The following is a 26,807-nucleotide window of genomic DNA, read 5'->3' on the forward strand; positions in this document are numbered from 1 at the left end:
TATAAACGAAAAACACTCCCGCGCCGGTTTTCCCTGCCAACCAAATGAGAGTCGAGTATAATCGTCGGTACGCCGGTTCAAAAGACCGGGCGGGCACACTATTAATCAACGGACATTGACCATGACACCCCCCCTCTGGAAAGTCGAATTTCACTGCCATACCGTATATTCTCCAGACAGCCTGAACTGGATTCCCGCTTTGATCAAAACGGCGCGGCAGCGCGGTCTGGATCGCGTGATGATCACCGACCACAACACAATCCGCGGCGGCCTGGCAGCCCGCAAAGCCGACCCTGACTTGTTTGTGGTGGGTGAAGAAATCAAAGTCCGCGGCGGGGCTGAAATTTTGGGCTATTTTGTGCAGGAAGAAATCCCCGCGGGGCTGCCTTTTGAAGAGGTGGTCGCCCGGCTGAGAGAACAGGGAGCGGTGATTGGTCTGCCGCACCCGCTGGACCGCTATCGGGGGAGATGGAAAGCGGAAGAGCTGCAGGCAGTCCTTGCCCTGGTGGATGCCGTGGAAGGGTTTAATGCCCGCTGCCTGGTGAACGAAGACAATACCGCGGCAGAGACGATGGCGCTGCGCCGGGGATTGGCAGTCTTTTCGGGATCAGACGCGCATCTGCCCTGCGAGGTGGGGGCTGCCTACACGGTATTGCCATCTTTTTCCACGCCAGAAGAGTTGAAGGTGGCCTTGCGAAGCGCGCAGCTCGTGCGCCGGCAGTCTTCCAACCTGGTGCATCTGGGATCGCGATACGCGGTACTGTATAAACGCCTGTTCAAAGGATCGCCGCAATTGCAAGACTCGAATGAGCCGGACGCCAGGCTATAACCAATCCCGGCGCTTGAAAAACATAACCATTCCAATGGTGATGGCAACAAAAAGAACCCAGGCCAGGGGATAGCCCCAGGGCCAGTTCAGTTCGGGCATGTATTTGAAATTCATACCAAATACACCGGCAACAAAGGAAAGCGGCAGAAATAGCGTGGAGACAATGGTGAGGGCTTTCATCACCTCATTCAGGCGGTTGGAGGTAACTGAAAGGTAGGTGTCGAGGGTGCCGGAGACAATGTCGCGAATGCTTTCTGAAAGGTCCTGAATGCGGACAACGTGATCATAAATATCTCTGAAGTAGATGCGGTTGGATTTCTTGATTAACTCCAGATCGTCCCGGCTTAGGCGGTTGAGAATTTCGCGCTGGGGATTCAGGAAGCGGCGCAAAGTAACGATATTGTGCTTCAAGGCAAGAATCCGCTCCAGAGTGTCTTTGTGGGGGTCTTCGATTACTTAATCTTCGAGAAGATCAATTTCATTATCCAATTCGTCCAGGTACGGCATATATTCATCGACAAGGTGGTCCAGCAAGGCATGGCATAAGAAATCTGCGCCGTTCTGCAGCAAGCGTTGGTCACGCTTGATTCGTTCCCAAACGAAGGAGACCGGAGACATAAATGCGCCATGATATGAGGTAACAAGAAAATTGCGCCCCAGAAAGCAGTCTAGCTCGCACGTCTCAAGGTCTCCATCCAAACGGGTATACGACAGTGCGTGAAAAATCATGAAGAGATAATCTCCGAAATCATCCACTTTGGGGGGCTGGTAACCCTCGGATTGGCAGTCTTCAATGGTGAGCGGATGAAAGTGGAATATGTCTTGCATGATGGTCTGAAAATCGTCGGGCTGCGCATCTTCCATGCTGACCCATAAGAGCCCATCCTGAACAGCCAGGCAGGCCTGAATATCGGCTGGAGATTGGATATATTGGATGGGAGACTGGGGAGCAAAGAATACGGCTCGAATCATGGCGGCGTTCTCCAAGTAAGGAAAGATTTGCATAATTGTAGCCCATATCAGTGAGATGCGCTGGTTTTATGATTCACAGAACGGCCTGCAACCGGAAGAAAAATGAATGCTCGTTAATATCCTTGACGAATTTGGCAGATGGGATAAAATGGTAATGTCTGCGCGGGGCGGTGGCGGAATCGGCAGACGCAGTGGACTTAAAATCCACCGGTGGTGACACCTTGTGGGTTCGACCCCCACCCGCCCCACAGATCGAAAATCGTCAGTTTGTCTGGCGATTTTTTTGTTTTTCACGGTTTGACAATCTTCTTGCAATTGTCAGACAAATTGTACTATACTACTATTATGCGAAAAATTGGCTGCCCGAATGATTGCTGGCAATTCATCAGGCGCGGTGATTTTTGATACTTTCCGATTGATTATTTTTTGAAAGGAGTGGTAAAGATGACGGTAAAAACATCTCCATCTGGAAAGGGTATTCCCGAAGCGGTTCAGCTCAAAAGAAGAAACCCGGTGCCGAGCGATATTGAAGTCGCGCAAGCGGCAGAAATCAAACCCATTTCTGCGATTGCTGAAGCGCTGGGCTTGCTGCCGGAAGAAATTGAGTTTTATGGCCCCACCAAGGCGAAGGTGAAGCTGGAAGTGTTGGATCGGCTGAAGGATGTGCCCGATGGAAAGTACGTTGATGTTACCGCCATTACCCCAACTCCTTTGGGGGAGGGAAAAACCACCACAACGGTTGGCTTAAGCCAGGCGTTGGGGGCGCACCTGGGTAAAAGCGTGATCACCTGCATTCGCCAGCCCAGCCAGGGTCCTACCTTTGGGATTAAAGGCGGGGCAGCCGGCGGCGGCTACAGCCAGGTGATCCCGATGGAGGATTTTAACCTGCACCTGACCGGCGACATTCACGCCATTACCGCGGCCAACAACCTGCTGGCGGCGGCAATTGATGTGCGCATGCTGCACGAATCGACGCAAACCGATGAGCAGTTATTCGACCGCCTGTGCCCGAAAGATAAGCAAGGCAAGCGTCATTTCTCGATTAATATGTACCCGCGCCTGAAAAAACTGGGCATTGACAAAACCGACCCGGAAGAGCTGACCGAAGAAGAGCGCGGCCGCTTCGCGCGGTTGGATATTGACCCGAACAGCATCACCTGGCGGCGGGGCATCGATACCAGCGACCGTATGCTGCGCTCGATCACGATTGGCGAAGGGCCGAAAGAAAAGGGCAACTCGCGCAAAACCGGTTTCGACATCACCGTTGCCAGTGAGGTGATGGCCATTCTGGCGCTGACGACCAGCCTGCAGGATATGCGCGAGCGGTTTGGGCGGATTGTGATTGGGGTGAGCCGCAATGGCGAACCGGTCACCGCGGACGATCTGGGTGCGGCCGGGGCGATGACCGTGCTGATGAAAGACGCTATCAAACCGACTCTGATGCAAACCCTGGAAGGCACGCCGGTGTTTGTGCACGCCGGGCCGTTTGCCAATATTGCCCACGGCAACAGCTCCATTCTGGCGGATTTGATCGGCCTGAAACTGGCCGATTACGTGGTGACAGAGTCCGGCTTCGGCGCGGACATGGGCATGGAAAAGTTTTTTGACATCAAGTGCCGCTATTCGGGGCGAATTCCGAATGTGGTGGTGCTGGTAGCGACGGTGCGCGCGCTGAAAATGCACGGCGGCGGCCCGGCGGTGGTGGCGGGCAAGCCGTTGGATAAAGAGTACACGGAAGAAAACCTGGAACTGCTGCGGGCGGGGATTGAAAACATGCTGCACCATATTAAGACGGCGCGCAAGTTTGGCATCCCGGTGGTGGTGGCGGTGAACCAGTTCTTCACCGATACCGAAGCAGAGCTGGAGCTGGTGCGCAAAGCGGCCGTGGAAGAGGGCGGTGCGGAAGCGGCGGTGGTGTGCAAGCATTGGGAGCTGGGTGGCGAAGGCGCGATTGACCTGGCCAAGGCCGTGGTAGAAGCCGCCGAGAAGCCTTCTCATTTCCAATTCCTGTATGATCTGAACCTCTCGATTAAAGAAAAAATTGAGATCATCGCGCGGGAAGTTTACGGCGCCGACGGCGTGGATTACCTGCCGGAAGCCGAAGCGCGCATCGAAGACTACACCCGCCTGGGTTTTGACAAGCTGCCGATTTGCATGGCGAAAACGCACCTGAGCCTGAGCCATGATCCCTCGCTGAAGGGTGTGCCAAAGGGCTACCGCATTCCGATCCGCGACATTCGCGCCTCGGTGGGGGCGGGCTTTATTTATCCGCTGCTGGGGGCGATGAGCACCATGCCCGGTCTGCCGACGCGCCCGGCGTTCTACGATGTGGATATTGATATGGAAACCGGCCGCGTGGTGGGACTGTTCTAAACCCAATCTGAAGGACTGCCAGACCGGCCTGCGTTCAATCGCGGGCCGGTTTTTTATTGTGCATAAGGTGCTGGAAAAAGAGCATCTGAAATATTGAAAATCATGGAATTTCCGGCCCTCAAAAAGAGGATTTGTGGTACATTGGAGGCATTCCACCTGCCAGGAGACCAGACAACGATGAATACGAACGCTGATATTTTCCCGATGAGCTATCAACGAGACAGCGCGGGCAGGATGCAGATCGCCGGTTGTGATGTCAACGCGCTCTGCGACCAGTGGGGAACGCCGCTGTATTTACTGGACGGCCGTACGGTACGCGAACAGGCCGCGAGCCTGGCGCGCTGGGGCGCAGCGCACTATGCAGGGAAGTTCACGGTCGCGTACGCCTCGAAGGCGTATTTGTCGCTGAAATTTGCCGAAAAACTGGCGGCTATGCCGGTAGGAATTGACACCGTGAGCCTGGGCGAGATGAAAATCGCGCGCAAGGCGGGTTTTGATGGCGAGCGCGTGCATTTGCATGGCAACGGTAAAACGGAAGCTGAGCTGCGCTTCGCGTTGGAATGGGGCATCGACGCGATTGTCGTGGATAGCCCGGAAGAATTGCAGTTTCTGGCCCGCCTGGCCGAAAATCGGCAGACCCAGGCGCGCATCTGGCTGCGGATTACCCCAGGGGTGGATGTGGATACGCACCCGCACGTGCAAACCGGGCAAACGGGTAGTAAATTTGGCATTTCAATCCCTGACGGGCAAGCCGAAGCGCTGATCCGACAGGCGCTGGGCGAGCCGTGGCTGGCGCTGACCGGGCTGCATATTCACCTGGGTTCGCAAATTTTTGACGCCGCGCCGTACCAGAAGGCTGTGGAGCAGTTATGTCTTCTGGCGGAGCGGGCGGGATATATCCCGCAGAAGATCAGCACCGGTGGGGGCTGGGGCGTGCGCTATGTGCCGCAACATGCCGAGAATGATGGCGAGCGCTGGATCCGCGCGGTGAGTGAGACGCTGATGATGGAAAGCGGCAAGCGCGGCTGGCCGCTGCCAGAGCTGGTGTTGGAACCCGGCCGCTGGATGGCAGCGCGCGCGGGCGTGGCGGTGTATTCGGTAACCACATCCAAGACCAATGGTGAGGGCGTGTATGTCATCGCGCTGGATGGCGGCATGGCCGATAATCCCCGGCCGGCGATGTATTCGGCCAGTTACATAGCCGAACTGGCAGCGCGCGAAATGCCGGAGGCGCGGCGCGAAAGCATGCTGGTGGGAAAGTTCTGTGAGACGGGGGATATTCTCATCCCTTCGATTCAAATGCCGGAAGTGCGGCGCGGAGAGCGGATCGCCATGCCGGCGGCAGGGGCGTACCAGATCAGCATGGCGTCCAATTACAACCTGGCAGCACGCCCGGCAGTTTTGTGGCTGGAGGACGGCAAGGCGGAAGTTCTACAGCAGCGCGAAGACCCCGGCGAGCGGGGCTATTGGATGGGGGAATAAAGAAAGCGGAAAATTAGATGTTCAACCAGCGCTGCGCCTGGCCGGGCAGGTCGCTCATTTTGCCCACGCGGCGGGTGCATTCGGGCAGCGATTCGATGAACATGCGCCCGTAGCGTTTGGTGAGGATGCGCTTATCGAGCACTACGGCAATGCCGCGGTCCGATTCGGTGCGGATGAGTCGGCCAAATCCCTGGCGGAAGCGCAGAATGGCTTCGGGCAGGCTGTATTCGTTGAAGGGGTCTTCAAAGGTCTCTGAACGGGCGGCGATGATCGGGTCGGAGGGCACGTCGAACGGCAGGCGTGTGATCACCAGCACGGAAAGAGCCTCGCCGGGGATGTCCACGCCTTCCCAGAAGGAGCGCGTTCCTAATAAAACCGCTTTTTCCGAGGCTTTGAAATTTTCCAGCAGGCTGCTGGCCGACGCGCCTTCGCCCTGCTCGTAAACCTGAATCCCGTGGTCGGCCAGGAAAGGCCCGATGCTGGCAGAGGTTTTTTTGAGTTGGGCGTATGAGGTAAACAGAACCAGCATGCGCCCGCTGGTGGCCACGGCAAGGCTGCGAACGGTGTGTTCCAGGCTGCGCTGATAAGCGCTGGCATTGGCCGGTTCGGGAATGTCGTCGGTGATATAAAGCAGGGCGGCGGTTTCGTAATCGAAAGGTGAGCCTAAAGCAAGCTCATCGGCGTCGGAGGCGAAGAGGCGGTTGCGCAGGTAGTCGAACTCGCCGTTGGCGGTGAGCGTGGCCGAGGTAACGATCACGCTGGTTTTCTCCAGCCATAAGTATTTCTCCATCAGCGGGCCGATGTGCAGCGGGGCAATGTTGAGCGAAAGCTGGTTGCGGTTGGGCTTGACCTCGACCCAATAAATGGAGTCGGTGTTGGAATCAGTCACCATCGAAGCCATCTGCTGGTGCGTTTCACTCAAGCGCCGAAAAACGTTGGACAGGTTGCCCAGGCTGTCTTCCAGATCGTTATCCGAGGAGTCGGAATATGTTCCCAGCGATTTGATCAATTGGGTCAGCAGGTTGAGGAGCAGCTTGAAGGTCTCGCTGGCGGCGTCCCAGGCGATTTCCACTTCCGTCCAGGCAGGCTGGGTGCGGGTAGCCGGAGTAATGCGTTCCTGTTGGCCGTAGGCGCCCACCGGGCGACCTTCGCGCTGTTCTTGCAGGAAGAGATCGAGCGATTTGAAGAAGCTGGTGATGTCGTGCTCGAGGCGGAAGTTGAGATCGGTCTGGCGCACAACGGCCTGATTCAAGGCCGCGCCTTCGGCCGGGTTGATTTTGCCCATCAGCAGGCGCTCGATGTGGCCGAGGACGCCGGTGTTGGTGCCGCCCAGCTCTTTGAGCATGCGGAAAAGATCGGCCTGATTGACTTCAAAGCTCAACGAGCTGGTTACCGCCGATTCGAGATGGTGGCCTTCGTCGATAATGAGGTATTCGTATTCGGGCAGCACGCGGTTGCCGGTAGCTACATCGGCCAGCAGCAGGGCGTGGTTGACAATGACGATGTGAGAGCTTTCGGCCGCGCGGCGCGACTGGTAGAAGGGGCAGACCCCGCCCAGCTTGCTCAGGCACTTTTCCTGCTTGCAGCCTTCGTTTTCGGCGGAGAGGCGCATCCACACTTCGCGCTCAATCGGTCCGTTCAGATTAATCTGGTTGCGGTCACCGTTGCCGCCTTCATCCAACCAGACCAGAATCTTGGCCAAGACGCGCATCTCTTCCACCGTGTCGGGACCGCGCTGACGCATGGCTAACAGGCGCTGCGGGCAAAGATAATTGGAGCGGCCTTTCAATACCGTGGCGCGCAGATCCAGGTTGAGGGCGGCGGCCAGGTCGGGAACATCTTTGTTGATCAACTGGTCTTGCAGGTTAATGGTGTTGGTTGAGATCACCACGCGCATACCATTTTGAATCGACCACAAGGCAGCCGGAATGAGATAGGCAAAAGATTTGCCGGTGCCGGTGCCCGCCTCAACCATGAGATGGCGGCCATCGGAAATGGCCTTTGTAACGGCGCGCAGCATTTCTACCTGCTGCTGGCGCTGCTCGTAGCCCGCGAAGTAGGCCGAGAATGGCCCGCCGTATTCCAACAATGCCGAGACCTCTTCTGGGTCGAGGGGCGTGATCTGCCCGGCTGGCTCCAGGGGAATGCCATTATCAAATGGATGCAGCACCTGACTGGTGAGGATATGGCTTTTCTCGCCGGCTTTGACCGGTTCATAAGCGCGGTTTTTAAGAATACTTTGGAAAACATAAGACGCGCCCCAATCAAAAGGCTCGCTCAGGCGCACAAACTCCGCGATGCGCTCGAGGGGCAGCTGCATGGCGCGCTGCACCAGCGCCTGGTAGACGGCAGTGGTTAGCTGAGCGTCGTAGAGGGCGCGGTGCGCGTCGCCGGGAAGAATGATGCCCAGCGCCTGCCCCAGCGCCGATAGATTGTAACGCCCGGCGGTGGGCATCAGCACAGAAGCCAGCTCGTAGGTGTCGATCACCTGGTTGTTTTGCAGAATGCGGTTTCGCTGCAAAAAGGAAAGGTCAAACTGGATGTTCTGCCCAAGAATGGGTGAATTACCCACAAAATCGGCAAATTCCTGGATGACCTCTTGAATTTCGGGTGCCTTATAGACCATCTCATTGGAAATGCCAGTGAGTTGGGTGATGAAGGGCGGGATGGGCTGGCGGGGTTTGATGAGCGTGGTCCACTCATCTTCGACGCGCTTGCCGTTAAATCGGACAGCGCCGATCTCGATGATTTCGTCCCGATAGGGATCCAGACCGGTGGTTTCAATATCCAGGGCAACAATGGAAGGCATGCGAGGATTATACCACTCCAAAAGAGAGAAAATCGACGGATTTCAGAACAGATTTTCTGAACTAGCCAGGCGGCAGCGGCGATCTTGATTGTGATATGATATTGGCAGTGGACTGCCTGGCGCGGTCCTGGTTTTCTTCCCTTTTTTCAACTGAATCCACTTCACAGGAGCAGACAGGTATGCCAGATTACCAGACAGAAACGATGCGTTTGGCGTGCAATCCCGAATCAGGTTGTTTTGATATTTTCCCCCTGGGAAGTGGTAGAGAAGATCTGCCGCAAGTGGAAGACGCGCACATGCGGGTGGTCTATTGGCGAGAAAAGAAGCGGGTGGAATGGCTGAGCCGGAGCTGGACGCCAGTGAGCCGCTATGCCAACCAGGTAGAAGAGACCGCTCACGGGGAGACTGAACTGATTTTACTGGATGTGGGCGCGGATGAGGCGGGGTTGGCCGCCCAGATAACCTTTGGTTTGCCGCTGGAGCAGCCTTTTGTGATGTGGAAGATTAAAGTGACCAACCAGGGCGAAACGCCGCTGCGGATGGAACAGATGGATTTGCTGCGCATTGGGCAGGCAAGAGGGGGGAAAAAAAAGGGCAGCGTGTTGTTCCCCGGCGGGGGAAAGGCGCAGAACCTGGCGTTTTATTCGCATGGCTGGCAGTCGTGGTCGTGGACGGCGGCTTATGGACACGACGAAGCGGAAAAACGCAGCCGGCTGAAGTGGATTCAAAGCCCGCTGTTTATCAACGCGGGCACGCCCCAGCCGCGTCGGGCGGGCGATTACGCGGGCGATTTTTTTGGCGTGCTGGGCGACCGACAGCGGCGCGCGGCACTTTGGGTGGGCTTTTTGTCGCAGCGCGAGCAGTTTGGAACGGTAAAAGTTGAGCTAAACGATGAAATTAATTTGCGGGTATGGGCGAACTGCGACGGCGTGCTTTTAGACCCTGGAGAAAGCCTGGAAACCGACTGGGTGATGCTGCTGCCGCTGCATGTGGACTGCCCGGAAGAAGCGGCTGTCTACTTTGACGCGGCCGCGCGGGAGAACGGCGTTGGCGCGTTGAAGGAAATCCCGGCCGGGTGGTGCTCGTGGTATGAGTTTTACCAGAACATCAGCGAGGAGAAAATCCGCGCCAACCTGACGGTGATTGAAGCGATGAAACCCCGCCTGCCACTGGGGCTGGTGCAGATTGACGACGGTTTTGAGCACGAAGTGGGTGATTGGCTGACCTTTCGCGCGGGTTTTCCTGACGGTGTGGCGGGTCTGGCGGCGGATATTTCGCGGGCGGGCTGCCAGGCGGGGCTGTGGCTGGCGCCATTTATTGTGCATCCCAGGTCGGATGTTTACCGAGACCACCCGGATTGGCTGCTGCGTCAGCGTAACGGCCGCCCGGTGAATGCCGGATTTATCTGGAATGTGTTTACCAGCGCGCTGGATCTGACTCACCCACAGGCGCAGGCGTATGTGCGCGAGGTGGTTCAAACCGCCGTTCGGGAATGGGGCTTTGATTATTTGAAGCTGGATTTCTTATACGCAGCGGTGGTGAAGGGCGGTTGTTACCACGACCCGAAAAAAACGCGCGCTCAGGTATTGCGGGACGCGCTGAAACTGATTCGCGAGGCGGCCGGCCCGCAGACGACTTTGCTGGCCTGCGGCTGCCCGATCGGCTCGGCGCTGGGGCTGTTCGACGCGATGCGCGTGGGCGCAGACGTGAGCGGAAGCTGGCGCCCGGCCTACGGCGGACTGGATTTTCTGTTCCGCGAAGAGCCCAATATGCCCAGCGCACGCAACGCGATTCAAAATGTGCTGACGCGCGCGCCGATGCACCGGCGCTGGTTTATCAACGACCCGGACTGCCTGGTGGTGCGGGAGCGCAGCCAGTTGAGCCTGGCAGAGGTGCAGTCGCTGGCAACGGTGATCGGTTTGAGCGGCGGGTCGCTGCTGCTGTCTGATGATCTGCCGGGGCTGCCGGTTGAGCGGCTGGAAATCGCGCGGGCGCTGCTGCCGACCCTGCGTGAATCGATGGTGGTGACGGATTGGTTTGACCGGGTAAGCCCGGAGCGCGCGCGGGTAGATTTGCGCGGCGCGGCCGGGGAATGGTGGGTGGCCGGGGTGTTCAACTGGAGTGATCAGGCAAAAATGATGGAGGTGCAGCGCAGTGAACTGGCTTGCCAGCCCGGCCGCGTACTGGTGCGCTCGTTTTGGGATGGGAAAAGCTGGGTGAGCGAGGCGGATGACGCGCTGTTCCGCGGGTGGCTTGAGGCGCACGGCTGCGCTCTGTTGGCGGTGCGCCCTCTGCCGGAAGCCGCGCCCGCGTACGCGGGCAGCAGCCTGCATTTTTCCCAGGGAATGGAAGTGCAGGAGTGGCTTGTTCATAAGCAGAGCCTGTCCGCGCGGCTGGGTCTGGGGCGCAGCCTGGGCGGCGTGGTGGACCTTCACCTGCCGGGGCGCTTGACCAGCGCCGAGTGGAACGGACAGCACCTGCACGCTGAGCAGATGCCGGGCGGCGTTATGCGGTTTTCCGTCCCTGAAAGCGATGGCGGCTGGCTGACCGTTGCCTGGGAATGATTACTGGCCGTTCGCAGCGGGTTTGTGACCTTCGGCGAACTGGGTCTGGTAGAGGTGCGCGTACAGCCCGCCAGCCGCCAACAGACTGGTGTGATTGCCGCGCTCGACAATGCGCCCGCGATCTATCACCAGAATCTGATCGGCAGCCAGAATGGTGCTGAGACGGTGAGCGATGACGATGCTGGTGCGGCCAGCCATCACGCGGCGCAGAGCTTCTTGAATCAGGGACTCCGATTCGCTGTCGAGATGGCTGGTGGCTTCATCGAGGACGAGGATGCGCGGATTTTTGAGGATGACGCGCGCCAGGGCAAGTCGCTGTTTCTCGCCGCCGCTCAAGCGGTAGCCGCGCTCACCGACGATGGTGTTGTAGCCATCCGGCAGGGCGGCGATAAAATTGTGAATGTTGGCCGCGCGGGCGGCGTCTTCAATTTCCTGGTCGCTGGCGTCCAACTTCGCGTAGATTAAGTTGGTGCGGATAGTGTCGTGAAAGAGGTGCGTCTCCTGGGTGACCATGCCGATCATTGAGGAGAGAAAGTCCAATGACAGCTCGCGAATGTCCACCCCGTCCAGGCGCACGCAGCCAGCGCCAGGGTCGTAGAGGCGGGGAATCAGATAGGTGAGGGTGGTTTTGCCGGCCCCGGATGGGCCAACCAGGGCTACCAACTGGCCGGGATGGGCAGAAAAGCTGATATCTTCCAGGGCGGTTTCCCTCGCTTGCGAGAGCGCTGGGGCTGTCTGCGGCGCGTCTCCGGAGAGGACAGCCGAAACCTGGTCTACCTGGCCATATCGGCGCACGTCTTTAAGCAGGTTTTTTTCATCGATGCCGTAATGAAAAGTTACGTTCTCAAATGAAAGCTCTCCGCGCGGTTGGGTGATCGTTACCGGATGCGGGCTTTCCTGAATTTCCAGGGGGAGATCGATGACTTCAAACACGCGCTCAAAGCTGACCACTGAGGTGGCAAATTCCACGGGTGCGGTGGCTAATCCCTGCAGCGAACCGTACAGTGAAGAGAGATACGAACCAAAAGCCACAATCGTGCCGACGGTGAACGCTTTCTGGATGACGAAATACCCACCCAAACCGTACACCAGGGCGGTGCCCACCGCGCTGAGCAATCCGATGATGACGAAAAACGAATTGCCCACCACGGCGCGGCGAATACCCAGGTCGCGCACGCGGCTGGCGCGTTCGGTGAAACGCTCGTCTTCCAGGGTGGTGCGGCCAAAGAGCTTGACCAGCAGCGCGCCGCCGATGCTCAAGGTCTCGTTGATCATGGCGTTCATGCGCGCGTTGTGATCCATCTGCTCGCGGGCCAGGTCGCGCAGGCGGCTGCCCAGAGCGCGGGCGGCCAGCAGAAAGAGGGGCAAAATGACGATCGAGACGAGGGTGAGTCGCCATTCGAGGGTGAGCATCACCGCCAGCACCCCCACCACTTCAATCAGATCGGTGATGATGTTGACAATCGTGTTGCTGATGGCGTTCTGCGCGCCGACCACATCGTTGTTGAGGCGGCTCATGATTTCGCCGATGCGGGTGTGGGTAAAGAAGTTCAGCGACATGCGCTGGATATGGGAAAACAGCGCGACGCGCAAGTCAAAGATGACGCCTTCCCCGACTTGGGCGTTGAGCTTGCGGCGAATAACGTTGACCCCGCCGCCAATAGCCGGAATGAGGAGCAGTCCCAGAGAAAGGAGTACAAGCCGGTTCAGGTCTCCGGCGGGGATGGCGCGGTCAATCAGCTCGCGGATGATCAAGGGGGTAAGCAGGGTGAAGCCGGTGCCGACCAGAATCAGCAGGAGCATGCCCAGTATCTTCCAGCCGTAGGGACGGGCGTACGCGAGAACGCGCTTCATCAAAGCCCAGGTAACTTTGGTTGGTTCCGATTCCGAGCGGAAATAGTGCATCAATCCCATGCCGTGTGTGCCCATGTTTGCTTCCTTTCTATCCGTGGGTTGATTGTAACCGAATCAACCAAATGCGTCAGGTGAAATGTCCAAAGAAAACCGCCCGTTTCTGGCGTTGAAACGGGCGGAGAAATTCTTATTTCAGGGCTTCTTATTCAACTGGCTGCTTGGGTTCTTCCTGCGGGGCAGCAGCAACCTTGCGGGCTTTCCGCCGGCGCACCAGGGCGCGAATGGCGAGGAAGACCAGGTAAATGGGCAGTAAGATGAGCAGCAGCACCGGCAGGATGAAGAGCACTATCCAGATCAGGGCGTTGACAATGAACTGGAAGGCGTCGACCAGGGCCTGCAGGGCGTCGCGCGCCACACCCACGGGCTGCCAGCCGGCGACGGTGAGGGGTTCGACGGAGGCCTTGCTGATGATGCTGACGCTGATCGAAGACAGGCGCGAGGCTTCGTTGTAATAGTTGATCTGGCCTTGCAGCACTTCAATATCCTGGCGAACGCGAGTCAGCTCATTGAAGATTTGGAGAACGTCGTCGGTCTTGGTGGCAGAGGCCATGATTTCACGCAGTTGGGCTTCGGCTTCTTCCAGATTGCGCAGGCGGGACTGCAGGTCGGTGTATTCCTGGGTAACGTCCTGGCCGGATACGTTCTCATTGCGAATGTCGGTTTTGGGGTCTTCCACCAAACCTTTGACCCGATCGAGGGCGGAGGTCAGCCCATCAGCGGGCACGCGGATGGTGATGTCTCCGGCGGGGACTTCGACTCCCTGGCTGGTGTAGGACTTATACAGGTTGGAGCTGACGATGAAGCCGCCCATTGACTCGGCCATCTTGCCAATGGTATCCATCGCCACGGCGGGGTCGACCACCACAATCGACAGGCTGGCATTCTTGATGACGATGCGTTCCACGGCCTGGGCCTGAACGGTATCGCCGCTGTAGCTGTTAGCGGTAAAACCGGAATCCATTTCCATTGCAGGCGCGGCAGCAGCCGGGGCTTCCATCGGCATACTCTCGTAGCCTTTTTCTTCGGCGACCGCGTTTAAGGACCGCGTGGACGCGGCCGGAGAGCAGGCAGCCAGGGTCATGGCCAGGATAACAAGGGCGATCAGGGTTTTCTTTTTCATCTAATTTCCTCCTTTATTCCGCATGGGCGTTGTTTCTACTGTGTAGACGGTCAACCCGTAAAAAAGTTCCCTACCAGCCATAAGAAAGGCGCAGCGCGTGCCGGTCTGGCAGCCCGGCGCGGCGGATGCGTTCTTGCACCGTGGATACAGCGTATGAAGCCCTGCGGAATTCCCAACGTTGAGATGTGGTGTCATAAATGGCGTACGAAGAGCGGGGGTCGTGATCGCGGGGTTGGCCCACCGAGCCGGGGTTGATAATGGCGCGCGGTTTGAGGGTGATGGTCTGGTCTTCGTGGAAAATCTGCATCATCACCTCCGATTGGTCTTCTTTTTGAAAGAAAGCCAGTGGAAGGTGCGAATGGCCCACAAAGCAGAACGGTGTGGAAAAGAATTGAAAATTGGCGCGGGCGGTGTAGGTGTCCAATACATATTCCCACACCGGGTTGCGCGGGCTGCCGTGCGCCAGCGTTACCTGGTCCAGCGTTTGCGCCTCTGGGAGTTTGAGCAGAAAGCGCCGGTTTGTTTCGGTCAGTGTTTGCTGAGTCCAGAGGGTGGAAAGCTGGGCGTCATAATTGAACGATTCCAGTTCCAGTTCACCCAAAGCAGCGGCGTCGTGATTGCCGAGGATGCAAACCAGGTTGGGTAGCGAGCGCACCAATTCAACGCATTCATTGGGATCGGGACCGTACCCCACAACATCTCCCAGACACCAGACGGCGTCAAACGAGCCGCAGTCGGCGAGCACAGCCTCCAGGGCGGTCAGGTTGGCGTGGATATCGGAGATGATCAGTACTTTCATAAAGGATCAGGGCAGGCGGAACTGAAGCTCGTATTGGGCGGTATCTTGCTCTGCCAGAAGGGAATTTTCTCCGGCGATCATGATCCACGAAGTGCCCGGCTTCAGCGGCAGCGGATTGCCGTCGCTGGTGAAGAACTGGATGGGCTGGTCGGTGCCGGGGGTTTTCCAGATGGCCTCGATCATTTGTCCATCGCGGAAGAGCACGGCGCGTTTGCCTTGGGCGTTGTTCCACAGGGCGATCTCGTGCAGCGTGGGGGCCAGTTCGTTGTAAGGCGCAAAGAGGATGATGACGTTGTCGCGGGTGAGCTGCTGGCCGGTGTTGCGGTCCGTCAGCTCTACGGTGGAAATATTATTGTTGACGTCAGCAGTCTCCATCCAGGCCAGGTACTGCCCGCGTTCGGCGTCGTAGCGCCACTGGCTGAAGTTATAGGCGTTATATTTGAGGGTAACTTGCTGGCCGGGCTGGCCGCTGGGCGCTACCGAGTAGAAATACATCCCGTCCAGATTCTGGCGGGCCACATCCACGCCGCGGTTGGCGGCATATTGGCTGAAGGCGGCCGAATTGGCGAAGACGCTGATGACGGTGTGCTGGCCGTCGTCGCAAATCGCCGGGCAGCTATCGCCCATCTGGGTGATGGCGCGCAGGCCGAGATTGTTGTACAGCACCGGAAATACTTTGTTGGGGTCGGCGCTGACAAAGCCAAGCACGCCCTGGTAAAGGCGGGTGAGCTGGGCATCGACCAGACGGCCGGAGCGCATCGGGCCGATCTTCTCCGCGTCTTGCCCGTAGTAAACGGCCATGAAGCGGTTGGTGCCTTCACCGATATAGTAATCAAAGACAATATCGGCCGAGGAGAGACCGGCGTGCGGGCGGCCTTCGCGCGGGAAGTTGGCGACTTTAATCATCAACGGCCGCCGATTGAGGATGGCGGGGTCTTCCACTTGCAGGCCGGTGAGCGGGTTGGTGTTTTCGGAGAAACCAGAAGGCCCAACCTGAATGGGTGTGGCGGTGGGGGTGGGAATGGGTGTGGACGTGGGCACCGGTGTGTTGGTTGCTGCCGGGGTTACCGGCTGGAAGGGTGTTGAAGAAGCGTTGACCGAAGCGTCCTGGTCGCTGCCGGAGGCGTCGGTTTTGGGGCCAACACCGGCGGCCTGACAGGCGCTGAGCAGAAGGAGGATCAATACGGCTGCGATAGTTGTTTTCTTGAACATAAATTCCTGCCTGTATTCGGGTCCTTTCAGGGAATGTCAAACAAGCATTGCCATTGACCTGGTGAGGATTGGTTGAACTCTGAACTCTTTCCGGCCACCACAACCCATGTGTTACCGGGTTTGAGCTGCATGGGGAGCCCTTGCTGGTTGAAGAACTGAATGGGATGGTCGCGCAGGGGGGCTCGCCAAAACCCATCGACCATCAATCCGTCGCGAAAGAAAACCGCACGCTGCATTTCTGTATTATCCCAGATTTCCACATCGTGCAGACGATAATTGTACTCAATATAGTTGGCAAAGAGAATAACCACATTGGAAAATGCCAACTGCTCGCCGGTGAGTTGGTCTACCAGCGGGATGAGGGGGTATTCATCGCCCTGATCCCAGGACTCAATCCAGCGCAGGTATTTGCCGCTCTGGTCATCGTAGCGCCACTCGCCGCGATTCCAGCGGATGTACTGCACCAGCACCGACGCGCCGTACTGGCTGGTTTGGGGCGGGGTTTCGCTGAAGAGCATGCCGCGCAGGTCGGGGCGGGTGTTCTCGACGCCGTGGCGCGAGGTGAATTCGGTTACGGAGGCCGAATCGACATAGACGCCGGTGGCGCTGTGGGTCAGCTCGCCGCAGATGGGCGGGCAGGGGGCGTTGAGGTTGGAGATGGCGCGCATGCCCAGTTCGGTGAGGATCTTTTCGTCCACGCGCTCATCGGCCGAGCCATAAACGAGGACGCCGTGGTACATATTGACCAATTGCGGGTCGATCAGGCGGCCCGAACGCAGCGGCCAGGCTTTGGGGGTGTCTTGTCCATAAAAGACTGCCAGAAAGCGGTTCATGTATTCGCCGATGTAATATTCAAAAACCAGATCAGCGTACGAAAGCCCGGCGTGCGGGCGGCCAGGCCCAGCCGGGAAGTTGGAGACTTTGATCATCACCGGCAGGCGGTTCAGGTTTTCGGGGTTCTCGACCGGAAGGCCGGTGAGGGGGTTGACCTCAGGAGACAGGTGGGCGGCGGGAGCGTGGCAGCCGGCGCCTGGGGGGTTTCCAGGGGAGAGGAGCCGAGCAGCGCGGGCAGCCCGGCCTGGCAGCCAGCCGCTGAGACCAGCGTGGGAAGGAGGAGGAGTGTCAGCAGCAGGCGGGGCAGCTTTACAGCCATTCCACCAGCCTTTGCACAATGCGACCGGCGACTTCGCTTTTGGATAAGAGCGGCAGGCTTTCGGGCTCTGCCGTGGGGGTGAGGAACACAACGCGGTTGGTGTTGACCTCGAAACCGGCATCGGCAGCCGAGATGTCATTGGCGACAATCATCTCCAGGCGCTTGGCTTGCAGCTTGGCGCGCGCGTTTTCCAGCAGATTCTGGCTTTCGGCGGCAAATCCGATGACAACCCGCGGGCGCTGCAGCGTCTGCCTTTGGGCGGCAACCGCGGAAAGAATGTCGGTGGTGGGGCGCAGCTCAATGGCGGGCGGCGCGCCGGATTTTTTGATCTTCTGCGGCGCGGCCTGCACGGGTTGAAAATCGGCAACGGCGGCGGACATGATCAGCGCGTCGGCCTGGGCTGAGGCAGAAAGCACCGCGTCGCCCATCTGCGCGGCGGTTTCCACCGAAAGGACCTCTGCGCCGTACGGCAGCGGCAGTTGGGTGGGCGTGGTGATGAGGGTTACCTGCGCGCCCGCGTCGAGGGCGGCCTGGGCGACGGCGTATCCCTGGCGGCCGGAGGAGCGGTTGGTGATGACGCGCACGGGGTCAATCGGCTCGCGGGTGCCGCCGGCGGTGATCACAACCTTTTTGCCCTGGAGCGGACCGCCGCGGCTGAGGGTAAAGCGGATGAGGCCGAGAATCTCCTGCGGATCTGCCAGACGGCCAACCCCCACCAGACCAGAGGCGAGATGCCCGGCCGCCGGGCCGACAAAGAGCGCGCCGCGCTGCTGCAGCGTTTCCACATTAGCCTGGGTGGCGGGGTGGCTGTACATGCCGGCGTCCATCGCCGGGGCGATGATCAACGGGCAGGACGCTGCCAGATGCGTAACGGAGAGGAGATTGTCGCCAATGCCATTGGCCAGTTTGGCCAGGGTATTGGCCGAAGCGGGGACGATGACCAGCAGGTCGGCGCCGCGGGCGATGCCAATGTGGGTCACATGCGCCTGCCCGCCCCACAGGTCGGCCTCGGTGTAGGCGGGGCGGCCGGTAACCGAGGAAAAGGTGAGCGGGGTAACAAATTTCTGCGCCGATTCGGTGAGCACCACGTCCACCTGCGCGCCCCATTGGGTGAGGCGCGAGGCGATCTCAGCGGCTTTGTAGGCGGCGATGGAGCCGGTAACACCCAGGACGATTTTTTTGCCTTGAACGGGATTATTCATGCTGGTTCATTTCCCATAAAATGCGCAGCCCGTCCAGGGTGAGCCAGGGGGCGATGATATTAATCACGTCTGTTTCTTTGGCCACAATTTCCGCCAGGCCGCCGGTGGCGATGACCTTCATTTCTGGCCCCAGCTCGGCACGAAAACGAGCCACCATGCCTTCCACCAGGGCGACATAGCCAAACAGCAGGCCGGATTGAATGGCGTGCACGGTGTTATAGCCGATCACCGAAGGCGGGCGCTGCAATTCCACGCGGGGCAGCTTGGCGGCGCGCATGAAGAGCGCGTCCGCGGCGATGCCAATGCCTGGGGCGATGGCCCCGCCCAGGTACTCGCCCTGCGCGTTGATCGCGTCGAAGGTGGTGGCGGTGCCAAAGTCGACCACGCAGGCCGGGCCGCCATAAAAGGCGTTCACCGCGACCGCGTCCACAATGCGGTCTGCGCCGACGGCTTTGGGGTCGTCGTAGCGGATGGTGATGCCAGTATTGATTTTGTCATCCACGGTGAGAATGGGAACCTGCAGATAAATTTCGCAAGCCTTGACGATGCGGCCGGTCAGCGGGGGCACGACCGAAGCCAGGCAGATGCCGTCCAGTTGTTTGGGGGAGCAGCCGCTGTGCTGCAGCATGCCGAGGATTTGCAGGCCGTATTCGTCCGGCATGCGGTCATGATCGGTGGCGAGACGCCAGCGGTTGCCCAGTTTGGAGCCTTCGTATAAACCCAGGGTCAGGTTCGTGTTACCAATATCGATGGTCAGCAGCATGGGTGTCCTCATTCGTTTGTATTGGATTACGTTCTTAATTCTAACCCAAAATGAGGTTTATACAATTGTGGGAAGAAGAGGAAAGTAAGTTGCGAGGTCTGTATCCCCATATCAACAGGATTTTCAGAAAGATATGAAGCCCTCGCAAGATTGAAAGGGATGGTCTTGCGCTGCGGTAGACATTCATGTTGCCTGCGCGCCATTGGCAATTCATGGATGGTGGGTTACGGGCGGAAGTAACGTGATTTTTGACTCACGGTAGATTTTCCGCCCTCCACACCACCCTACGCAGGCGATATTTGGTTTTATCCGTCGGGTTTCGGACGTTGTGTCCTCAACCCGACCTACAAGAATCGCGACTTCCATATTACCTGAGCCCCATAGGCAATTCATTGCTGGTGGGTGTCGGGCGGAAGCAAAGTATGTTTTTGACTCACAGGAAATTGTCCGCCCTTCACGCCACCCTGCGCAGGCGTGATATCGTTTCGATATGAATTTCCCCGCCTTCTCGTTCATTTACGAGTTTCATCAATCTGGATTCATCTGCATTATACAAGAGCTATTCGATCAGCGAAAGCCGGGGATGCCCAAACAGAAATAAAAAAATCAGTCCTCCCCGGACAATCAGGAAGGACTGAGTCTCAAATCAGCAAAAGCTGGATGCGGTTATTGGTTTTTCATTAATTGCTCGATGCGGGTCTCACCGGTGTTGTAATATTTGGCCTGCGGGTGATGGATGACAATCGCGGCGGTGGACTGCTCCGGCACAAGCTGGAAGGCTTCGGTGAGGGTCATACCCAGTTCTTTTTCGGCTGGCAGCAGGGCGAATACCTTTTGGTGATCGTCCAGGTCGGGGATGGCCGGGTAGCCCCAGGAGTAGCGCTTGCCGCGTTCCGGCTCGAGCGCCAGTTCGCTGCGGATGTGGCGGTGCAGATATTCGGCGGCGGCTTCGGCCACCTGCACGCCCAGGCCGTGAACGAAGTAGGCTTCGGCGTAATCGCCTTTGGATTGCAGCCGCTCAAAGCGCTCGGTGGCCTGCTGGCCCACCGTCACCACCTGGAAGGCGGCCACGTCCATTTGTGATGAGCCCACCGGCAGGAAGTAGTCGGCCAGGCAGAGCTGTTCGCCGCTCTCCTGGCGCGGGAAGGCGAAACGCAGCAGCTCTTCGGGCGTGGATTCCAGGTCCGACTGCGGGTCGTAAATCACCAGCTCGTCGCCGTCCGATTGGGCTGGCCAGTAGCCGTAGATGCCCTGCGGGCGCAGCCAGGGGTCTTGCAGGGCTTCGCGGCGCATGCGGTTGAGGCGGGCTTCAAATTCGGCTTCCAGGCGGGTCCATTCTTCGCCGTGGGTGTTTTTGGCGCCCCACGAGAGGCGGTAAAGCTCGTTCTTTGAAATGCACTGGAAGACGGCATCCAGGGGCATATCGCGCACCACGCGCACGCCCCATTGGGCAATCTGTGGTACGCTGGGGGCTGGCTGCACGGAAACAGAGCGCCGTCCGGCGCCCGAAGCGTTTCGCGGGCGCTCCACGCGGTTCAATTCCATCTGCGATTCGCGCTGAATTTTTTGCACCAGACCGGCGCGTTTCTGCGGGTGGATGAGATCATCCATTGTGGAGAGGCCCTCAAAGGCGTCTTTGCAGTAGAAAACGCCCGGCTGGTAAACCTGGTTGTCTTCCGTAACGAGGATGCGGCGGCCAAATTTGCGGTTGATGGCCGCGCCGCCAATCAGGACGGGGAATTCCAGTGAACGGCGGTGCAGTTCGTTGACGATCAGCGGCATTTGTTTGCTGGTGTTGACCAGCAGGGCGCTGAGGCCAATGGCAGTGGCATTCACTTCCACCGCTTTGGAAATGATGGTTTCGGCGGGAACCTGCTTGCCCAGGTCAATGACGGTATAACCGTTGTTGGCAAGGATGGTTTTCACCAGGTTCTTGCCAATGTCGTGCACGTCGCCGTAGACAGTGGCGAGGACGATGGTGCCTTTGGTAACGCCTTCCACTTTCTCCAGATAGTTCTCCAGGTGAGAGACGGCTTTCTTCATCACCTCGGCCGATTGGAGCACGAAGGGCAGGATCAATTCCCCCGCGCCAAAGCGGTCGCCCACTTCTTTCATGCCGGGGAGCAAAACATTGTTGAGAATCTCCACGGCGGTTTCGTGGCGGGTGGCGCTGGTGGGCCGGGCAATGATTTCGTCAATGTCCTGCTCGATATTGTCTTTATCGCGGTGCAGGATGCGCCACTGCAGGCGTTCTTCGGGCGTGAGCGCGGCCAGAATGGCTGCCCGCGATCCGCTGGCCTGATCGCTGCTCACGCTGACCGACTCAAAGTGCTGGATGAGGGCCTGCAGGGCGTCGGGACGGCGGTTGAAGATGAGGTCTTCGGCCAGAGCGCGCTCTTCGGCAGAAATTTCTGCGTAGGGGCGAATGGATGCCGGGTTGACGATGGCCATATCCAGGCCGGCCTGCACGCAGTGATAGAGAAAAACGCTGTTCAGCACGCCGCGCGCGGACGCGGAAAGTCCAAAGGAAACGTTGCTGACCCCCAGCGAGGTGAGCACGCCGGGGAGCTCCTGCTTAATCAGGCGGATGCCCTCAATCGTCTCCATCGCGGACTGGCTGAACTCGGCGTCGCCGGTGGCGAGGGTGAAGGTGAGGTCATCGTAGACCAGGTCGGCGGGCTGCAGGCCGTGCTCATTCACGGCGATGTCGTAAATGCGCCTGGCAATTTCCAGCTTGCGCTGGGCGGTTTTGGCCATGCCCTGCTCGTCAATGGTCAGCACGATCACGGCGGCGTTGAAGCGTTTGGCCAGGGCAAAGATCTGATCGGCTTTTTCGCGCCCAGCTTCCAGGTTGGTGGAGTTGATCAGGCTGCGGCCGGGGTTGGTCTTCAGCGCGGTTTCAATCACGTCCAGCTCGGTAGAGTCGATGACCAGCGGCGCGGTCACTACCGGTGAGAGCAGCTTAATCACGCGGCGCATGATGTCTTTTTCATCGGCGCGTTCGGTGAGGGCCACGCACAGGTCGAGGGCGTGCGCGCCGCCTTCCAACTGCTCATTGGCAATGGAGAGGACCTCGTCCCATTTTTCTTCGAGGATGATGCGCTTGAATTTGCGGCTGCCCTGGGTGTTGAGCCGCTCGCCGATCAGCAAAGGTTTGGGCTCCTGGTGCATGGGCGAAGCCTGAATGGCCGAGGCCAGGCGCGGCTCAGGCTGCTGGGTGCGCGGCTGGGGCTGATGCCCGCGCAGGGCTTCGACCACTTTTTTAAGGTGTTCGGGGGTGGTTCCGCAGCAGCCGCCGACGATGTTGACATTAAACTTGTTGACAAAGTCCGACAGCTCCAGGGCGAAAGGCTCAGGTTTGAGCGGGTAAACGGCCTTGCCATCCACATTAAGGGGCAGGCCGGCATTGGGAATGCAGGATACGGGGATGGGCGAATTTTCGCCCAGGAACTGGATCGGTTGGCGCATGTGCTCGGGGCCGGTGGAGCAGTTGAGGCCGATCACGTCGATGGGCAGGCCTTCCAGAATGGCGGAAACGGCCTGAATATCGGTGCCGAGGAGCATGCGGCCGGTGGTGTCGAGGGTTACCTGGGCCTGAATGGGCAGCCAGATGCCGGTCTGCTCAAAGGCCAGTTGAACGCCCTGAATGGCGGCTTTGACTTCGAGAATATCTTGCGAAGTCTCAATCAGAATCAGGTCGGCCCCACCGCTGATCAGCGCGGCGGCCTGCTCGCGGAAGAGATCGGCGAGCTGGTCGAAGGTGATGTTGGAAAGCTCGGGGTCGTCCATTGAGGGCAGCTTGCCGGAGGGGCCAATGGAACCAGCCACAAAGCGCGGTTGTTCGGGGGTGCTGAATTCGTCGGCCACGCGGCGGGCAAGCTGCGCGGCGGCAAAGTTGATTTCGGTTACGCGGTCTTGCAGGCCGTATTCGCTGAGGGTGAGACGGTTGGACCGGAACGTATCGGTTTCGATGACATCCACGCCCACCTCAAGAAAGGAGCGGTGTACGGCTTCGACCACCGCTGGCTTGCTGATCACCAGAAAATCGTTGCAGCCTTCCAGTTTCTCGCCGCCGAAATCCGCGGCGGTGAGGTTGAAATTTTGCAGGCTGGTGCCCATCGCGCCGTCAAAGACGAGAACGTGATCCTTCATGCGATCCAGATAGCGCCGGTTGGTATATTTTCGTTCCATTCGCATTGCTCCGCTTAACAGTTTGAAGTGAAATATTAAAAAATGCCCCTCACGCCCAAGGTGAAAGAGGCAGGATATGCTGAGAACACATTCATCTTTCAGATACCCTACCGGGAGGTAGTCTCTGCCGGAATTGGCACCTGCAAACAGCGGTTGCCGAGGTTTCTACGGGCCGGTCCCTCCACCTCTCTGGATGATGTGGGGAAAATTCATCCGTATTGAATTGCTTTCGATTGTAACACAAGAAGAAAGAATTGGAAGATGGTTCGCGGAGCCGCAAAAAAAGCACTTTGGCAATGACAGGCGTGAGCTTGTTTTACCGTCCAAGCTGGTGAAAGCCGTGAAGCCTCAACTGCGCGGGATGGGATATAATTTACTAAAATGACAATCAGGTGAATGCATGAAGTTTCCTTCATTGAGAAAAATGGCCCTGAGCGGGCTGGTTCTGGCGCTGGTCGGCTGGATTGGGCTGTATGTCATCCTGTTTCAGACCTTTCCAACCCTGTGGCCGCGTTGGTTGTTCTTCTTTTTCTTAACGCTGGCCTTGAGCGGCACCGCGCTGCCGGTGATCGGGTTTTTTCACCGGCGGTTTCCCACCACACCACCCGCGCGCGGCGATACGATTGTGCGCCAGGCGATCTGGGTGGGGGTGTATGGGAATCTGCTGGCGTGGCTGCAGTTGGGCCGGGTGCTGAACCTGGCGCTGGTGGTGTTTATGGCGGCCGCGTTCCTGATCATCGAATTTCTGCTGGGATGGAGAGAGCGCAGCCAGTTCCACCCGGAAAGTGAAGCCCATGACGAATCCGCGTGATCTGCCGGCGGTGGACAGCCTGCTGCAGCACAAACAGGCGGCAGAATTGGTGGCAGAATACGGCCGGGGGCAGACGCTGAACGCCATCCGCGAAGAGCTGGCAGCCTTAAGAGAGAGCATGCTGGCCGGTGAGGAAATCACGCTGCCCAAAAACGGCGGAATTTTGGAAGCGGCCAAAAAGCGCTTGCAGAAGCAATTTCAGCCCACCCTGGAGGCGGTGATCAATGCCACCGGGGTGGTTCTGCATACCAACCTGGGGCGGGCGCCGCTCTCAACCGTGGATATGCAGCAGCTTGCCGTTTTGTTGAGCAGTTACAACACCCTCGAATTTGACCTGGAAAGCGGCAAGCGCGGCTCGCGCAGCGTGCACGCCGAAGCCCTGATCCGCAGGTTGACCGGCGCTGAAGCGGCGCTGGTGGTGAACAACAACGCGGCCGCGGTGCTGCTGGCGCTTTCGGCGCTGTCGAAGGGCAAGCGGGCAATCATTTCGCGTTCGCAGTTGGTGGAAATTGGCGGGGGGTTCCGCGTGCCGGATGTCATGCGGCAGTCGGGCGCGAAGCTGGTGGAAATTGGCACGACCAACCGCGTAAACCTGCAGGACTATGAAGAGGCGCTGGAAGAGCCGTCCGCTCTGGTGGTGCGGGCGCACCATTCCAACTTCAAGCTGGTTGGGTTCACCCACGAACCTGATTTCGCGGCGATTGTGAAGGCAGCCCACGCGCGCGGCGTTCCCGTGCTGGATGATCTGGGTTCGGGCGCGCTGCTGGATACGAGCCGTTACGGCCTGGCGCACGAGCCAATGGTGCAAGAGTCGCTGGCGGCCGGCGCGGACCTGGTGTGCTTCTCCGGCGATAAACTGCTGGGCGGTCCGCAGGCCGGCATTCTGGTTGGCAAAGCCGATCTGGTGGCGAAGGTCAAACGCCATCCGTTGGCGCGGGCCGTGCGGGCGGATAAGTTCTGCCTGGCGGCGCTGGCGGTGACGCTGGAACATTATCTGAAGGAAGAGGCGGAGCGCGCCATCCCCATCTGGGTGATGATTTCCGCTCCGTTAAAGCAATTGGAGAAGCGGGCCAGGCACTGGCAGGCAAGCCTGGGCGCGGGCGAAGTGGTGGAGAGCGTTTCCACGGTAGGGGGCGGCAGCCTGCCAGAAGAAACCCTGCCCACATACGCTCTGGCGCTGCGTCCGCCCAAGCTGGCGGCATTCCAGAAAGCGCTGCGGCAGATGAGCCCGCCGGTCATCGCGCGGGTGGAAAATGACCAGGTGCTTTTCGATCCACGCACGGTGTTGCCAGAGCAGGAAGGCGCGCTGTTGGTGGGTTTGGCCAACGCGCTCGCGATGGGCGCGGGAGGACGGTTCAAAAAGGAAGAACAGGAATGAAACAAGAGCTGGATGCATTGATGCAGGTTGAAAATGTGGACGCGCTGATGGTGCTGGGCGCCGGATTTCACAACCCCTATATGGTGTATTTGACCGGCGGAGGGCACCTGACCCAGGCGCTGGTGATCAAAAAGCGGGGGCAATCCCCGGTTTTGTTTCATGAATCGATGGAGCGCGGAGAAGCGCAGAAAACCGGATTGAAAACAGTCAACCTGAAAAACTACCCGGCGGCTGTCTATCTGCAGGAATGCGGCGGAGATCACTTGAAGGCCAGCGCGCGGCGCATGGAAAAAATCCTGCAGGATTTCCATCTGACAGAGGGACGAGTGGCCTTGTTTGGAGAGCAAGACGCGGGCCTGACCGCCAGCCTGTTCGCTGAACTACGCGTGCGGATGCCGGCGTTGGAATTCTTTGGGGCGTCGCGGGGGGGGATTCTGATGCGGGCGATGGCCACCAAAGATGAAACAGAACTGGCGCGCATCCGGCGCGTGGGGCAGGCGACTGCCCGCGTGGTGGGCAACACGGCCGATTTTTTGAGCGGCTGCCCGGTGAAGGCCGGCGCGCTGGTAAACCGGGATGGATCGCCGGTAACCATTGGACAGGTGAAGCGCAAGATCAACCTGTGGCTGATGGAAGAGGGCATGGAAAACCCCGAAGCGACCATCTTTGCGATTGGGCGCGACGCGGCTCTGCCGCACAGCAGCGGCACCGACAGCGATCTGCTGCAATTGGGCAAAACGATTGTCTTTGATATTTTCCCGTGCGAAGAGGGTGGGGGGTACTTCCACGATTTTACGCGCACCTGGTGCCTGGGGCACGCTCCCGATGAGGTGCTGCGCCTGTATGAGCAGGTGCTGGATGTTTACCAGCGCGTGACTCACGCGCTGACGGTGGACACGCCCTTTTCAGCCTACCAGAAACTGGTGTGCGAATGGTTTGAAGAAATGGGGCATAAAACGGTGCTGAGTGAACCGGCCACTGAAGAAGGCTATGTGCATGGTCTAGGTCACGGTGTGGGTTTGCATGTGCATGAGCTGCCGTTTTACACCCCTTCGGAGGGGAATGAGAATATGCTGCGGCCGGGCAATGTGATTGCCGTGGAGCCGGGCCTGTATTACCCGGATTTGAGTATGGGCGTGCGCCTGGAAGACACCTATTGGATTGACGACCACGGCAGTTTTCAAACGTTTGTGGATTACCCGAGGGATTTGATTTTACCGGTAAAGCAATCATGA

General features: G+C 58.7%; 16 protein-coding genes, 1 tRNA gene, 1 pseudogene and 1 riboswitch. Of the genes and pseudogenes, 8 read left to right on the top strand and 10 right to left on the bottom strand.

Annotated elements, in window-relative coordinates; all coding sequences use genetic code 11:
* Positions 1 to 121 precede the first annotated feature (121 nt).
* On the top strand, positions 122 to 829 hold the full coding sequence (locus ADN00_RS18785) for a PHP domain-containing protein (protein WP_075064539.1): 708 nt from the start codon (positions 122 to 124) through the stop codon (positions 827 to 829).
* On the opposite strand, the pseudogene corA reads toward ADN00_RS18785, so the two are convergent.
* A pseudogene (corA, locus tag ADN00_RS20365) lies at positions 824 to 1,834 on the bottom strand (magnesium/cobalt transporter CorA). The gene ADN00_RS18785 and the pseudogene corA overlap by 6 nt on opposite strands.
* 131 nt (positions 1,835 to 1,965) lie before the next feature.
* On the opposite strand from corA, the gene ADN00_RS18795 reads away from it, so the two are divergent.
* The 3 genes from ADN00_RS18795 (at position 1,966) to lysA (ending at position 5,656) form a co-directional block, all read left to right on the top strand.
* A tRNA-Leu gene (locus tag ADN00_RS18795) sits at positions 1,966 to 2,049 on the top strand.
* A 196-nt stretch (positions 2,050 to 2,245) separates the two neighbouring features.
* Positions 2,246 to 4,174: a formate--tetrahydrofolate ligase gene (locus ADN00_RS18800; protein WP_082390442.1), complete on the top strand. Its 1,929-nt coding sequence runs from the start codon at positions 2,246 to 2,248 to the stop codon at positions 4,172 to 4,174.
* 177 nt (positions 4,175 to 4,351) lie between these two features.
* Positions 4,352 to 5,656, top strand: coding sequence for a diaminopimelate decarboxylase (lysA, locus tag ADN00_RS18805; protein WP_075064540.1), 1,305 nt, complete (start codon positions 4,352 to 4,354; stop codon positions 5,654 to 5,656).
* Positions 5,657 to 5,669: 13 nt separating this feature from the next.
* Here lysA and ADN00_RS18810 read toward each other — a convergent pair whose 3' ends face one another.
* Positions 5,670 to 8,465: a helicase C-terminal domain-containing protein gene (locus tag ADN00_RS18810; protein ID WP_075064541.1), complete on the bottom strand. Its 2,796-nt coding sequence runs from the start codon at positions 8,463 to 8,465 to the stop codon at positions 5,670 to 5,672.
* A gap of 179 nt (positions 8,466 to 8,644) precedes the next feature.
* Here ADN00_RS18810 and ADN00_RS18815 point away from each other — a divergent pair, with 179 nt between their 5' ends.
* The gene (locus ADN00_RS18815; protein ID WP_075064542.1) at positions 8,645 to 11,029 is read left to right on the top strand and encodes a glycoside hydrolase family 36 protein; all 2,385 of its coding nucleotides are present in this window, start codon (positions 8,645 to 8,647) and stop codon (positions 11,027 to 11,029) included.
* Here the strand turns inward: ADN00_RS18815 and ADN00_RS20450 are convergent, their stop codons facing one another.
* From ADN00_RS20450 to metH, 8 genes are all read right to left on the bottom strand, one after another.
* On the bottom strand, positions 11,030 to 12,958 hold the full coding sequence (locus tag ADN00_RS20450) for an ABC transporter ATP-binding protein (protein WP_330218355.1): 1,929 nt from the start codon (positions 12,956 to 12,958) through the stop codon (positions 11,030 to 11,032).
* A gap of 127 nt (positions 12,959 to 13,085) precedes the next feature.
* Positions 13,086 to 14,063: a DUF4349 domain-containing protein gene (locus tag ADN00_RS18825; protein ID WP_075064543.1), complete on the bottom strand. Its 978-nt coding sequence runs from the start codon at positions 14,061 to 14,063 to the stop codon at positions 13,086 to 13,088.
* 70 nt (positions 14,064 to 14,133) lie between these two features.
* On the bottom strand, positions 14,134 to 14,862 hold the full coding sequence (locus ADN00_RS18830) for a metallophosphoesterase family protein (protein WP_075064544.1): 729 nt from the start codon (positions 14,860 to 14,862) through the stop codon (positions 14,134 to 14,136).
* A 6-nt stretch (positions 14,863 to 14,868) separates the two neighbouring features.
* Positions 14,869 to 16,074, bottom strand: a complete 1,206-nt coding sequence (locus ADN00_RS18835; protein ID WP_075064545.1) for a DUF3048 domain-containing protein — start codon at positions 16,072 to 16,074, stop codon at positions 14,869 to 14,871.
* A gap of 26 nt (positions 16,075 to 16,100) precedes the next feature.
* Positions 16,101 to 17,246, bottom strand: coding sequence for a DUF3048 domain-containing protein (locus ADN00_RS18840; protein ID WP_075064546.1), 1,146 nt, complete (start codon positions 17,244 to 17,246; stop codon positions 16,101 to 16,103).
* Positions 17,218 to 18,429 carry a bifunctional phosphopantothenoylcysteine decarboxylase/phosphopantothenate--cysteine ligase CoaBC gene (coaBC, locus tag ADN00_RS18845; RefSeq protein ID WP_075064547.1) on the bottom strand — a complete coding sequence of 404 codons (1,212 nt, stop codon included), beginning with the start codon at positions 18,427 to 18,429 and terminating at the stop codon, positions 17,218 to 17,220. Before coaBC ends, ADN00_RS18840 begins: the two co-directional genes overlap by 29 nt.
* Positions 18,422 to 19,192, bottom strand: a complete 771-nt coding sequence (locus ADN00_RS18850; protein WP_075064548.1) for a type III pantothenate kinase — start codon at positions 19,190 to 19,192, stop codon at positions 18,422 to 18,424. The genes coaBC and ADN00_RS18850 overlap by 8 nt, the downstream gene beginning before the upstream one ends.
* Positions 19,193 to 19,858: 666 nt before the next feature.
* A complete protein-coding gene (gene metH, locus ADN00_RS18855; protein WP_075064549.1) occupies positions 19,859 to 23,383 on the bottom strand; it encodes a methionine synthase in 3,525 nt (1,174 codons plus the stop codon).
* An 88-nt stretch (positions 23,384 to 23,471) separates the two neighbouring features.
* Positions 23,472 to 23,583, bottom strand: a riboswitch (SAM riboswitch).
* A gap of 200 nt (positions 23,584 to 23,783) precedes the next feature.
* Between metH and ADN00_RS18865 the strand changes: the two genes are divergently transcribed.
* From ADN00_RS18865 to ADN00_RS18875, 3 genes are read left to right on the top strand one after another with little or no spacing between them, the layout of a single operon-like run.
* The gene (locus ADN00_RS18865; protein ID WP_152966424.1) at positions 23,784 to 24,194 is read left to right on the top strand and encodes a hypothetical protein; all 411 of its coding nucleotides are present in this window, start codon (positions 23,784 to 23,786) and stop codon (positions 24,192 to 24,194) included.
* On the top strand, positions 24,178 to 25,572 hold the full coding sequence (selA, locus tag ADN00_RS18870) for an L-seryl-tRNA(Sec) selenium transferase (RefSeq protein WP_075064552.1): 1,395 nt from the start codon (positions 24,178 to 24,180) through the stop codon (positions 25,570 to 25,572). Before ADN00_RS18865 ends, selA begins: the two co-directional genes overlap by 17 nt.
* Positions 25,569 to 26,807, top strand: coding sequence for a M24 family metallopeptidase (locus ADN00_RS18875; RefSeq protein ID WP_075064553.1), 1,239 nt, complete (start codon positions 25,569 to 25,571; stop codon positions 26,805 to 26,807). Before selA ends, ADN00_RS18875 begins: the two co-directional genes overlap by 4 nt.

Source organism: Ornatilinea apprima (assembly GCF_001306115.1).
Lineage (GTDB): Bacteria > Chloroflexota > Anaerolineae > Anaerolineales > Anaerolineaceae > Ornatilinea > Ornatilinea apprima.